Source organism: Virgibacillus sp. LDC1 (genome assembly GCF_025792345.1).
Taxonomy (GTDB): Bacteria; Bacillota; Bacilli; order Paenibacillales; family Paenibacillaceae; genus Paenibacillus_AQ; species Paenibacillus_AQ lautus.
On sequence record NZ_JAOXLZ010000001.1, the window covers coordinates 1592533 to 1606062 of the forward strand.

Genomic DNA, 13530 nt, shown 5'->3' on the forward strand with positions numbered 1-13530 from the left:
CAGATGAAATCGACATATAGTCAAATCATTCAGCAAGCACAACAATTTGCGCGTTCTGTTCTCGAACAGGATTCAAGCGGTCACGATTGGTGGCATGTTCAGCGTGTCACCCGAATCGCGCGGATCCTGGCATATCTTGAAGGTGCGAATGCATACATATGTGAATTGTCAGCTTGGCTCCATGATGTAGCCGACGAGAAGCTGAATGAATCGAAGGAAGCGGGTTACGAACGGGTTCAGCATTGGTTGCAACAAGCCGGTGTGGAAGCTTCCGACCAGGAGAACGTGTTGGAGATTATCAGTACGATGTCATTTTCGGGCGGAACAGGAAGTACAATGCGTTCATTGGAAGGCCAAATTGTACAGGATGCAGATCGTCTGGATGCGATAGGCGCTATTGGGATTGCCCGAACATTTGCTTATTCCGGATGGAAGGGGCAAAGCATGTATGATCCATTCATTCCCCTTCGGGAGCATATGACACGAGAGGAATATCGAAAGGGCAAAAGCACAGCCATGAACCATTTCTATGAAAAGCTTCTGAAGCTGAAGGACAAGATGAATACGGAATCAGCAAGACTGCTGGCAGAAGGCAAGCATCAGAGTCTCGAACTCTTTCTCCAGTTATTCGATAAAGAGTGGGCGATGGGGAATGAAGCCTACCTGCACGAATCCCCGATGCATCGCGGGAATGTTTCGCGTGTCCATATTGCCTTCGACGATTCAACCGCAGGGTCGTTAAAGATGATGCTGCGATCGAAACCAGGAGAAATCGTAGTTACATTGGGCGATGATCTCATGGTTGGGCCGCTTCCGAAAGATGAGGATTTCTCCCGTTCGTTTGCCATCCGAAATGAATGGTTTATGGAGCGGTATAGCATTGGGCATGCGGATGACAGGAAGTTAGGGATGCTGCAAGCAGCCTTCGCTTGGCTTACTTGGCCCGAGCAGCTGAGGGAGGTGCCGTGCTTGGTTTGGGCAGGGGATTCCGCCTCGGAACAACTTGGTCTGCGCAGACTGTTATCACTGATTCCGGGCCATCTCGATGTTAGGTTGGTGAATGCGACAAGTTTTCTTCACAAGCAAAACCCGAACATTTCGTATCGAGGTACGTTTGAGTTAGCTATGGATAAACTTCAAAACGTGCTGGACACAGCCGAGCATGTTCCATTGTCGCCGCAGGATCAGGCTGGCTATCGTGCGGATTGGCAGCGTCTCGTAAACGACGATGGGTTCCTGCGCGTCCTTCAAGGCGAGCGGTTGTACACTGTTCCTGAATCTTACTATGATGCAGATATACTGCAAGCCGCTTATCGTCTTGAGGCTAGACACGGGTTCTTCAAGAAATCAGCCCGCATCATTGGCGAGGTGATCGGAATGGGTATTTTAACCGTATCCGACTCCTTTATCGAGTATCGGGTTCGCCACCTGATACAGAAAGGAGCTTTAACCTACTCTGGCGAGCTGGATGCCATGCGACACTACAGCGTATCGCTTGTGGATGTTTCGACCCCCGAGGAGCAGTGGAGTAATGAACAGCGCCTGGCGAAGGTCGTGAAGCTGAAGTCACTGCTGCTTGAGATGGTGGAGATCAACCATGCAGAGAGAGCTCTGATGGAAGAAATCCGGCAGCTGGATGCAGATGATCTGGGATTATCTGTATCCTCCAAGCCGGAAGCCTTAAAGAGCAGCTTGCAATCTCAAATCGACAGCCTGTTGGTCGTGTATCAACATCATCAAGAACAACGCGTGTCCTTCATGGGTTCCCTGGAGAAGGTGTTAATCCAGATCGATGAAACGGCTCCGAAAGAATAGATTAAGGACATTCGTACAAGGTCGGAATCGTTATATTATTTAGACAGAGAAATGATAGTGGAAAGCGGTGGAGTTATGCTATTTACAGCACATCAGATTCAAACCATAAGAGAACAAGCGCTTGGGATGGACAAGCATAGACAAGTAACACCCGAAGTGCTGGCAACGATATATGATCATCGATTGTTTCACTTGTTTGTGCCCGATGAGCTTGAGGGACGAATGACCTCGCTGCCGGAGGCTGCGCGCATTTTTCAGGAGAGTGCGAGGATCGACGGTAACCTGGGATGGTTGGTTACGATTGGGGCAGGTGGAGGATTCTTCGCTTCACTGATGAGCCGGGAGGTGAGCCGCCGCGTATTCGCACACCGAGAAGCGGTGATTGCGGGCAGCGGGATGCCGACAGGTACGGCAAGACAAGTGGACGGCGGATTTATTGTGAACGGCAGCTGGAAGTATTGCAGCGGTTCTACCTATGCTACGACCTTTACAGCCAATGCAGTAATTGAACCGGGTTTCACGGTACAAGACGCGACTGGCGAACTGACTGCAGATCAGAATCAGTCCCTAATTCGATCCTTTATCCTGAATCCTGGTCAAATCGAGATTCTGGAGGATTGGAATGCCTTTGGGCTGCGGGCAACGGCCAGTCATACGATTTCCGCTGTGAATGCTTTCGTGCCGTTTGAGATGACGTTCTCACTTACGGAAACCCAAGGGTATGAGAACGAAACGATCTATCAATATCCCTTCCTTCCGTTTGCTCAAGTATCTTTTGCCGGAGTCGCCGCCGGCATCGCTGAGCATTTCCTTGAGGCTGCAGAATCACTTGCGACACAGAGGGGAGGCTCTTCTCATGTGGTCGGCAAGCTGGAGGAGCGTAAAGCTGCGTTGGAGCAATCTGTTTCGGATTTTTATGAGTCGGTGGAAGGCTCATGGGAGGAGCTGCTGCGTAACGGTGAATTATCAAATGCAACAGAAGCAGAGGTAACCGCCCGAAGCATAACAGCAGCCCAAACCGCGTTATCCTGCGGCCAGCAGGTGTTCCCGCTGCTGGGTTTATCGGCTGCGATGGAAGACGCCGAAATCAATCGCTGCTGGAGGGACCTTCAGACGGCATGCTCGCATGCGCTGCTAAGAAGCTTCTGATTGAGAACTAAAGCCATTTCGAAGTAAAACCATGGGCTGCATACCAGGCAGCTCATGGTTTTTATGTTTTTGGCTTTGACAGAGATGTCTTCATTCGCTTCATTTGATAGGACTTACAAACCAGGTCGTCAAACCAGGAAATAACGCTGCGATAACGGCAGGTGGGAAGATGGGGCGCTTGTCAGCCTTTCGCCGTTAACGCTTACCGCATAGGTCACCGGATCCACCATAATTTCCGGCGTCTCTCCATTGTGAATAAGATCCGTTTTTCTCACAGTTCGGCAGTTCCGGACAGGCAGGAGCTGCTTCCGCAATCCCAGTGGATCAAGCGTACCCAACTGAAGGGAGGATTGGGATACGAAAGTAGCGCTTAGCGCAGCCTGGGCTCCGCCATAACTGCCGAACATCGGCCGATACATATAAGGCTGCGGTGTGGCGATCGACGCGTTGGGGTCGCCCATGACGGCATGGACAATCATGCCGCTCTTCAGCACGATCTCCGGCTTGGCTCCGAAGAAGGCGGGTTTCCAGAGTACGAGATCGGCCATTTTTCCGACTTCGATGGAGCCGACGTAATCGGATATGCCGTGGGTCTTGGCAGGGTTAATGGTGTATTTGGCAATATAGCGCTTGATTCGGAAATTGTCCGATTTCGTATCCGATCCTAGCGGGCCGCGCTGTTGTTTCATTTTGTCCGCCGTTTGCCATGTGCGGATAGCGACTTCGCCAACACGGCCCATCGCTTGCGAATCGGAGCTGGTCATGCTAATCGCTCCTATATCATGCAGAATATCCTCAGCTCCGATCGTCTCTGCCCGAATCCGGGAGGAGGCGAAGGCAACATCCTCGGGAATACGCGGATCGAGATGATGGCAAATCATCAGCATATCCAGATGTTCGTCAATCGTATTCACCGTATAGGGCATGGTCGGACTGGTCGAGGAGGGGAGGACATTCGGCATGGAAGCTACTCGCAGCAGATCCGGGGCGTGACCGCCTCCTGCACCTTCGGTATGGTAGGTATGAATCGCCCGGCCGTTAAAGGAGCGCAAGCTGTCTTCAACAAAACCCGCTTCATTCAACGTATCGGTATGGATGTTAACCTGCACATCCAGTTCCTCGGCGACGTTCAGGCACTTGTCGATTACGTAGGGCGTGCTGCCCCAGTCTTCGTGGATTTTGAGTCCAGCCGCACCGGCATGGACTTGTTCGGCCAGCGCTTCCGGACGACTGCTATTCCCGCGGCCCAGAAAAACCATATTAATGGGAAGGGCATCCGTTGCTTGCAGCATTCGCTGCAGGTTCCATACCCCAGAAGTACAATTGGTTGCCAGTGTTCCCGTAGCAGGCCCGGTACCTCCACCAACAAATGTAGTGACACCGCTTTGAAGCGCGATTTCGACTTGCTGTGGACTGATAAAGTGCACATGCGAATCCACGCCGCCGGCTGTTACGATCAAGTTCTCGCCGGAGATGACTTCCGTGCCTACACCGATAATCATCCCGTCGGTGACGCCATCCATCATGAGTGGATTCCCCGCTTTTCCGATACCGCTGATGAACCCGTCCTTGATCCCGATATCCGCTTTAACAATCCCCCAAGTATCGATAATGATGGCATTCGTAATGACCAGATCCAGGACGCCTTCCGCGCGGGTCGCGAGAGGATGCTGGCCCATGCCGTCACGTATCACTTTACCGCCGCCAAACACGCATTCATCTCCATAGACGGTATAATCCTTCTCAATCTCAAGCCAGAGGGAGGTGTCGGCGAGTCTAACCTGATCCCCTGTCGTAGGCCCGTACATGCTGGCATAGGTAGCACGATCGATTGTTGTCATAAGCTCACCACCCCATTGGTTTTTCCGTTCGTTAAACCTGCAAAACCGTGAATCTCCTGGCTGCCGCCAATTTGAACAAGAGTGACCTCCAAGGTTTCCCCGGGTTCGAACCTGGTCGATAATCCGGAAGCGATATCGAGTCGATAACCTTGCGTGCCGTTTCGATCGAATTGCAGGGCCGGATTGCATTCGTAAAAATGGAAGTGCGAACCTACCTGGATCGGGCGGTCTCCGCTGTTCGTAACTTCGCGCGTAATGCGAGGGCGGCCGGGTACCAGCTCGATCGGCGCATCTCGCAGGTCGTATTCGCCTGCAATAATGCCGGATGAAACGTTAGCGCCTTGAATCGGGTCATGAACGCTGACCAGCTTGGTACCGTCCACAAAGGTGGCTTCGACCTGAACTTCTCTAAGCAAGTGGGCCACCCCGTCCATCACTTGATCGGCTGACAGCACATGACGCGCTTCCTCCATTAATTCGGCTACAGACTTACCATCACGAGCTCCTTCAACAACAAAACCTGAAATGAGTGCCGCCGCTTCCGGATAGTTCAATTTCAACCCGCGTGCTAAACGTTTCTGCGCTAATTCCGACGCGAGAAAAAGCAATAATTTGTCTCTTTCTTGGTAAGTGAGGTGCATCCTAGCCACTCCTTTTGCATTATTTGCGTTACAATACATAACATTAAATGAGGTGAATAGAGACTGTTTGAAGCGATAAGACATTTATTTTGGATAAATGTAGCACTATACAAAAAAATAGTCAACATTAATGTCATATTATATAACATTGAATTCACTTCGTTTTCTGATGATCTCCAAGCGTGATAGAGGATTTTGTTAGGCACAAAAAGGCCAACCAGAAATCTCTGGCTGACCTAAAAATACGAAAAAGACCTTAGTAAGGGCCTTTTACTATTTATCGAAACTTCCCGTAATCTTTAATATGCACATCAAACGTGCATTCCACCGGAATCTTTTGAAGCTCCTGCCGCCAGTTCATTTTTTTCCATTGTTCATAGCCAACCCGATTTCGAACATGACTGCCGATTCCGAGATTATCCACCTGATGTTTTTTCATCAACGCAATCATGGCATCGCTTTTTTTTGAAATATATTGACTGATTCGCTGCTCCAGCTCACGCCGTTCCCGCTCGTTGTTTAACCTGGCATCACCGATGTATTCCAGAACAGAGCCGGTAACCTTGACATGAAACGTAACCTTCTCAACGCCTTGTACTCCGCGGGTGATCTTGACTTTTCGCGTGCTGATCAATGAACTGAACATGACGTTTTCCTGCTTGCCGTTAATCTCCGTCAGATCAATATTAATTTGGCCTTCTCGGAATTTGTCTTTCAGAAAAGCGAAGACCAATGCGTCCTGAGGTTCAATCTTCGTAACATAACGATCATCTCTAAATAAGGCGATACCATCCGTTGTAATGTAATTGTTCTCATGCTTCTTAAGAATCGGTGCAACAGGGTCTACGCCCTGATCAAAAAAATCCCTGGCGAAATTAAATAACGTGACCTTGGGAATAGTCTGCCCGAGTGCTTCCTTCTCAAGCAGCATATCGATATATCTGCCGGTTCGCGGGTGCTGTTTGTAATCGTCAATGAGCAATTCACCTGCACTGCCTTCAACCACGCTGATTTTTACCTGCGAAGAGATGGAGGGATCCCGAAACAAGGTATCCAGATGACCGTGCAATCCGCTTTCCGCCAACGAAGTACCAAACAGCACATTACGCAATTGTCCACTCACCAGCAGCATCCCCGTTTGTCTGGACATGATCATTCTCGCTTCCTTGCTGCTCTTGGCTGTTGCCGTCAGCACTTCACGCTTAGCGGATGTCTCTGGATCGGCTTGGGGTATCGAGACTGAGAAGCTTAACTCGCCATTCGGGAGCAAATCATAGCTTGTCGTTTGGATGAATCCTAGATCTTCCAAAATGCGTTGATCCCCGCAGCCGGATACAGGGATGATACACAGCAGTAGGAGTAAGCACGTACATTTTTTTAACATATCACATCACGCTGCCTTTTTGCGCCGCTGCCATAACAGCAGAAGTATTAATATCAACGGCATTATGTAGGCGAATCCAATCTGGATATAACCCAGAAACAAAAGCCACTCCCGGATTGTGTTCAATACCGTTGGAATGTAGGAAATGAGCAAAGCTGCCAGAATGATAAAAAAATAGTGGACATGGATTTTGACCTTTGGAAAAACTCTTTGGGTGCTTTCGCCAGCCGCCCAGAAGTAAAGGACCAGGGTAATGAGGGTGGTAAACAAGAAAAAGCCGTAGAAAAGATTCTCGATTCGCTCAACGAATGGAAGCTTGATATAAGCCAGCAAGTCCAGTAACGGGAATAACATGACTTTAAGCATATCCGAGCCAATTACGCCAAACGAAACAAAACCCAAGAGCGTATAGGATACCGTACGAATTAAATTTCCATAAAATACCGCTCTGAACAGTTTGGTCTTCTTATCGGTATAGGGAAACAAAAGTAAGCACAGCTCATAACCCAAGTACGCCAAATAAATTTGAAAAAGACCCTCGGTCATGCTGTAACCGTCTTTAAAAATATAGGGGGATAATCTCTCGATTTTGAATTCCCCAACGTAATATAGCATAAGCAAGCTCATCCAGATGGTGGTCCAGAAGAAAACGGTCGAAGCCTTGGAAATGTTATAGAGCCCTTTGGTCAGCAGTATAAATGCAAGAACATCGATCGCAATCTTGAACACCATGGGGTTGGTTGTTGGGAACGCGAACATCTGAAAGATCAGTACATACTCCTTGGCAACGAGACAGCCAATAAGTGCCCATACCGTACTAATCGCCAGATAGAAGGGGACCAGAATGAACTTGGGAATACTTTTTTCTAATATTTCGAAAATGGACTGTCCTTGGCCCAGCCGATACACCCAATACATCATGTAGATATTCAGACAGACCATAAGGGACACCGGGATGGTGATTAGCCAACCATTTGTTCCGAAATAATGGGCTTCTACCTGGGTAATGCTGAATACATAGACACCCGTTTGAATCATGTAGATGAGGATCGCGGTATGGAATTGGGATAGTTTTTCTTTCAATTGTCCTCACCTCTTCATTTTTAACTTCACTTTATTTCTTGCTTTGACTTGGGTTGGCCGCTTGGCCAAAGTGGAAAAAGGCAGTCTCAAGAATACATCTTTCCAGTCATAGGGCTCAAAAGGAGCAATGGGTGACAAATAGGAGGAGCCGACACTCGTCAAACCACTTAAGTGAATGACGATATAGGCCAAGCCAAGAGCCAACCCCATATTCCCCCATAATCCAGCCATTACAATAAGCCCAAAACGGAAGAGGCGAAAGGATGCGCTCATGACATAATTGGGTATAACAAAGGAAGCGATAGCAGAAGAGGCAACAGCAATGATCAGTATGTTACTGGTTAATCCCGCTTGCACGGCAGCCTGACCTATCACGATACCGCCTACGATGCCGATGGTCTGTCCAATTTTGGTAGGTAGTCTGGCACCGGCTTCCCGCAGCAGCTCAATGGTAGTCTCCATCAGGAGCGCTTCAAAAATCGGGGGGAAGGGCACTTTACTTCTGGACTCTGTCAGTGTCAGGATTAGATTCTCCGGAATCATCTCATAGTGGAAGGAGGTTACCGAGACGTAAAGGGCCGTCAACGTCACCGTGATCATGAGCGCTGCAAACCTCAGGAACAAGGTTGCCGTGCCTATGCTCCACCTTTGGTAATAATCGTCGGAAGACGAGAAAAATTCAAAAAAGTTGACCGGGGCGCTGAAGGCGGTGGGGCTCCCGTCCATAATCCCGACGATACGACCCGATACCAGCTTGGATGCGATCGTATCCGGCCGCTCGGTGGTCAGAAATTGTGTAAAGATCGAATACGGATCATCATCAATGCACTGAATCAGCATGTTCGCATCATGGATAGCATCGATTTCGATATCCTTAATTCGCTTTATCACTTCTTTTACATAGATCTCATTGGCGATGTCTTGGATGTAAAGAACATAGACATCAGATTTGGTCACTTCACCAACGGACAATTTAATGACTTTGAGATGAGAACTCTGCACTCGCTTCCGGATCAACGAAAGATTGGTATAAGCTTGTTCCGTAAACGCCTCGTGCGGACCAATAATGATGGACTCCGTTTCGGATTCGGCAACCGTACGTGATACCGGGAAAATAACATCGATCAGGTATGCATTTTCTTCGTAAAAGATAGCCGCCATACCGCTAAGAATGCCTTCCACGCATTTTTTGGTTTCCGTTACTTGTTTAAATTGGGATTGCTCTGTTAACAGCTCCAACGGCATCTCAGATTTCAATAATGGAGGGAGCAGGTCACGCTCCAGCCGATCCTCATTGACCAAATGGCTGAAATACAGTACATGCAAACGTTCCTTATGATAGGTTTTATGGACAAAATCGGCGGCATTATCAAATTGATCCATGATATGCTGCAGCGTTAGTGCAACTTCTTCTTGGGGGTTAGGGTCCTGTTGATTTTCGTGAGTATGGCCTTCTTCAGAATGTTCATGGCTAACCAGAAACATGGATTTTAACTTCTGTTTCATCCTCACGCCTTTTCACCTCGGATTCCTGCATAGTCTGTCACAGTGTGTGTACTTTTCCCTCAATTTATCCAACGAATCCCATGTCGAATTAGGATGAACATAAGCGGGAATCTTAGGCATGAGAGACAAGCGCCAGATTTATCTAGAGGTGTAAAGAGGAGGTTTACTATGCTGGGCAGCATCTTATTAGCCGTTGTTTTATCGCTTGGGATAAGTCCTGGCGATGATCAAGGAATAAAAGAGTCTTCGAAAAATCAGTTTCAGCAGGCTATCTTTGAATCTCGCGGTGAGCTTGTGGAGGAGGCTGTGAGGACCTGTGAGAAACATTTCGGTACAGCCATCTTCTTACCGCCGCAGTTGCCGCCCGTAGCTTTCACGCATCAGTATGGCCGCTGTTATGACATGAAGGGCGGATTGGACGAGCATTTGGAGGTTCATTACCAAAACCGATATAAACCTGAACATGACTACAAAATCGAGTTATATCCCCTGGAAAATAAACAGCAGCTGAACCATCTATCCTTTCAAGAATCGGAGCTGGCAGATCATACAACCGCAAAGTTCTACAAGGGACCGATCAATACGCTTCAGCTGTTCGTACTCGAAAAGGGAAACTGGCAATACCTTCTAACTGCTGCAAATCGCACTTCATCAAAAATCAGGCAGCAGGAATTGACGGAAATTGCAGAGTCCCTGATCCATGCCGTGAACAGTAAAGACCCTGCTTCCGCCACATGGGGAACTCTCGCGGTGACGGAAACGAAGCGTAAATACAATATGGATGTCGTCGACTACCTCTATATGGGAAGAACCACGATATCCAGTGAAATGGCGGAGGAGAAATTTAAGCTATGGCTGAAGAAAGGGGCTCGTGAATTCGGTGTATACGTAACCGTTTCGTTTCATCCGACAACTCATCAGTTCATATCGATTCGGTACGAAGAAATGTAGCTGGAATTCGAGCTGGTTAGCAGGAATACACAAGATTTTCAGATAGAGATTCACGTTTGCTATTTTGAAAGTCGTGTTTTCCTGCTGTTCAGAAGCATGCATATGGTGTACCATATTTGGTGAAACTTGCCTCCGTTCTACATTTTGCGCCAGTAATAGTGATTTAGGAGTGATTCGCTTTGTCGTTTACAGTACTCAAGCTCCTATTTGTACCAATGATATCGGTTTTTATCATGGTGTCGTCAGTTTATCTTGGATATCAAACGTCAATCCCTTTGATGCTGGTCACGGCATCGTTACTGTATGCATCCGTTTTTTTCGATCGAAAGTACGAATGGCTTCGCAGTATACAATTTCTCTTTCTCGGGGCGTTTCATTATGTCAGCCAATTGAATTGGTGTATCTTGCTGTATTACATACTAATCATCAATCTCATTCATAAAAAAGAGCGTTTCATAGAAACAATGCCGCTGTGCCTTCTTATGGTCCTTCAATATTCCATCATTCGTCTGACGTATGTACCTTTTACAAAATACCATATTCTGGTTTCCGTGTTTGATTGCTTAGCATCCTTTGTCGTCGTCATTTCCTTTCATTTTGTTAACTTTCTCGAATCGGAGAAGAAGAAATTATATAAGCAAAACGATTACCTGACCTATCACGATCCCTTGACGGGACTTCTGAATTATGATGGATATTTGCATAAAGTTCAGCATCTCATTGAGGTGAACAAGCCCTTTCAGTTGGTGTTACTGGACATCAACAACTTCAAATCGTTAAATGCCAAGGATATCTCAACAGCCAATGAGATTCTGATCAGTTTCTCACGGGCCGTGCGCAAACTGTTCCTGAACGATATGCTGGCAGCTTCCCGTTATGCGGGAGACCGCTTTGCTATACTGCTACCCGAGCACGTCAACATCGACAGCAGCATGTTCCATTTTGAACATATCGGTGTACAGGTGACCTATAGCATCACTTGTTACCCGCATGAAGCTATAAATTATCAAGAGATGATCAGCACGGCAGAGGACCGGATCTTTCAAATGCGGCGCAATTCCTGGATGAGAAGCCAGGAGGAAATGATCCGAACGGAAAAGATGAAAATGGTGGGGGAATTGGCTGCCGGGATGGCCCATGAGATTCGGAATCCTCTTACCTCCATTAAAGGGTTTATTCAACTCTCCAAAAATCAAAGTTATAACATTCAGCCCTGGTATGAAGTCATTATGGGGGAGATTACGCGGGTAGGGGAGCTGACGGCAGAATTTTTGCACTTCTCCAAGCCCCATGCCAGCAATATGAGGGTAGAATCACTTACGGACTGCATGACTCGAGTCTATTCATTGTGTGAATCCGAAGCAGCCTCGCATGGACATTTATTTATGCTGGACATAAGCGATGAACCGATCCAGATCGTCATGGACCGTGATAAGATCATCCAGGTGCTAATCAACCTGATTCGTAATTCCTTTCAAGCGATGGAGCACACCGGCTCCGTCCGAATCTCGCTCAGGGCGGAAGAACGAATGGCTGTCGTCGAAGTTGAGGATACCGGTAAAGGCATTGCCGATGAAAATTTGGCCAAGATTTTTGATCCGTTCTATACAACCAAAGAAGAAGGGACCGGCCTTGGGTTATCCCTGTGTCAAAAAATTGTAGAGGATCATGGCGGCAGAATAACAGTGCAAAGCGAGCTGGGTATTGGCACAACATTTACCTTGCGGATTCCACTGGCTTAGAAAAAATGGATGGCAATCTATCGTAATATATCCTATGATAGGATAGTTATTTAGCAACCTAAGAAGGTTTGCTGAAATTTTATACTTATGCATCAATGTGTTGCAGGAAAGGAAGTAACAAAACGTATGTCGATGACCACGAATGAAGCCGGTTCAGCCATGGTTCTAACTCGCAGGAAGAGGCTTCAGTTTGCCTTGATTCTCGGATCTCTTTCGGCTTTCGGGCCGCTTTCCGTTGATATGTATTTACCTGCACTGCCTAAACTCTCCGAGAGTTTGGGGTCGCCAGCATCGTTGGCCCAATTAAGCCTGACGGCGTTTTTGCTTGGTCTTGCTCTGGGACAGCTTGTGGCAGGCCCGCTCAGCGATATCCGGGGGAGAAAAGCACCGCTCATCATATCCTTGATTATGTATTCGATTACCTCCTTGCTGTGTGCGTTTGCCCCAACGATATGGGTTCTGGTTGTGCTTCGGCTTGTACAGGGAGCAAGCGGAGCAGCCGGTATCGTCATATCCAGGGCTGTCGTCCGGGATTTATACACCGGTTCGGAGCTGACCAAATTTTTTACCTTGCTGATGCTGATCAATGGTTTAGCACCCATTATCGCTCCCGTATTCGGAGCGTTTATCCTTAATTTCGTCTCTTGGCGCGGAGTTTTTGTCGTCCTCTTCCTGATTGGATTGCTTATGCTGCTCGCTGTATGGTTTGGTCTTCCGGAAACGCTCAATCGGGAGAAAAGGGCCAACGGCGGGATCAAGCAAACCTTCCGTACCTTCGGTACGCTGGTTCGGGACCGCGTATTTGTCGGCTATGCGCTTTCCCAAGCGTTCGTATCAGCCGCGATGTTTGCTTATATCTCAGGGTCACCATTTGTATTGCAGGATATCTTTGGCGTATCCCCTCAAATGTACAGCCTGTTCTTTGCCGTAAATGGGGTCGGTATTGTCCTGTTCTCTCAAATTACGGGCAGATTAGCTTCCCGCACAGGGGAAACCAAATTGTTGACAACGGGTCTGGTCATTGCGGCCTTTGGCGGCACGTCGCTGTTCGCGATCACATGGCTCGGCGGCGGATTGCTGCTGATTGCACCCATGTTGTTCCTGATTGTTTCTGCTGTCGGCATGGTCAGTGCAACGACTACATCCCTGGCGATGCAGAAGCAAGCAGCCCACACATCAGGCAGTGCGTCTGCACTTCTTGGATTACTGCCATTGTTATTAGGTGCAGCCGCAAGTCCACTCGTGGGCCTGGGAGACGGAACAACCGCGGCCCCCATGGGAACGGTCATCGGGATTGCAGAATTGCTGGCCGTAAGCTCGTTTCTGTTCCTTGTTTTGCCCTTTAGTCATAGGAAAGAGACTCCTGTCTCCTTGTAAATGAAAGTCATGACATATAGAGAACCCGCACATTCATGGTG

The 13530-nt window shown here is 48.1% G+C and carries 10 protein-coding genes; 5 read left to right on the top strand and 5 right to left on the bottom strand.

The window, feature by feature from the left end:
• Positions 1 to 3: 3 nt before the first annotated feature.
• Together OHJ21_RS07255 and OHJ21_RS07260 are read left to right on the top strand one after the other, a co-directional pair.
• On the top strand, positions 4 to 1815 hold the full coding sequence (locus OHJ21_RS07255; RefSeq protein WP_486019672.1) for a DUF3658 domain-containing protein: 1812 nt from the start codon (positions 4 to 6) through the stop codon (positions 1813 to 1815).
• A gap of 75 nt (positions 1816 to 1890) precedes the next feature.
• Complete coding sequence (locus OHJ21_RS07260; RefSeq protein ID WP_486019673.1) at positions 1891 to 2964, top strand: acyl-CoA dehydrogenase family protein; 1074 nt, start codon at positions 1891 to 1893, stop codon at positions 2962 to 2964.
• 128 nt (positions 2965 to 3092) lie between these two features.
• Here OHJ21_RS07260 and ureC read toward each other — a convergent pair whose 3' ends face one another.
• From ureC to OHJ21_RS07285, 5 genes are all read right to left on the bottom strand, one after another.
• On the bottom strand, positions 3093 to 4805 hold the full coding sequence (gene ureC, locus OHJ21_RS07265; RefSeq protein WP_486019674.1) for an urease subunit alpha: 1713 nt from the start codon (positions 4803 to 4805) through the stop codon (positions 3093 to 3095).
• The gene (gene ureA, locus OHJ21_RS07270) at positions 4802 to 5446 is read right to left on the bottom strand and encodes an urease subunit gamma (protein ID WP_100537026.1); all 645 of its coding nucleotides are present in this window, start codon (positions 5444 to 5446) and stop codon (positions 4802 to 4804) included. Before ureA ends, ureC begins: the two co-directional genes overlap by 4 nt.
• 277 nt (positions 5447 to 5723) lie before the next feature.
• Positions 5724 to 6830 (bottom strand): Ger(x)C family spore germination protein, encoded by a 1107-nt coding sequence (locus tag OHJ21_RS07275; RefSeq protein WP_486019675.1) that lies wholly within the window; start codon positions 6828 to 6830, stop codon positions 5724 to 5726.
• A gap of 6 nt (positions 6831 to 6836) precedes the next feature.
• Positions 6837 to 7913: a GerAB/ArcD/ProY family transporter gene (locus tag OHJ21_RS07280; protein WP_486019676.1), complete on the bottom strand. Its 1077-nt coding sequence runs from the start codon at positions 7911 to 7913 to the stop codon at positions 6837 to 6839.
• A 6-nt stretch (positions 7914 to 7919) separates the two neighbouring features.
• Positions 7920 to 9425, bottom strand: coding sequence for a spore germination protein (locus tag OHJ21_RS07285; protein WP_486019677.1), 1506 nt, complete (start codon positions 9423 to 9425; stop codon positions 7920 to 7922).
• 162 nt (positions 9426 to 9587) lie between these two features.
• On the opposite strand from OHJ21_RS07285, the gene OHJ21_RS07290 reads away from it, so the two are divergent.
• The 3 genes from OHJ21_RS07290 to OHJ21_RS07300 all read left to right on the top strand — a co-directional run bounded on the left by OHJ21_RS07290 (position 9588) and on the right by OHJ21_RS07300 (position 13489).
• Positions 9588 to 10370, top strand: coding sequence for a DUF3889 domain-containing protein (locus tag OHJ21_RS07290; RefSeq protein ID WP_486019678.1), 783 nt, complete (start codon positions 9588 to 9590; stop codon positions 10368 to 10370).
• Between the two features lie 179 nt (positions 10371 to 10549).
• Positions 10550 to 12112, top strand: coding sequence for an ATP-binding protein (locus OHJ21_RS07295; RefSeq protein ID WP_486019679.1), 1563 nt, complete (start codon positions 10550 to 10552; stop codon positions 12110 to 12112).
• A 126-nt stretch (positions 12113 to 12238) separates the two neighbouring features.
• Entirely contained in the window at positions 12239 to 13489 is a 1251-nt protein-coding gene (locus tag OHJ21_RS07300; protein ID WP_100537032.1) for a multidrug effflux MFS transporter, read from the top strand.
• Positions 13490 to 13530: the final 41 nt, after the last annotated feature.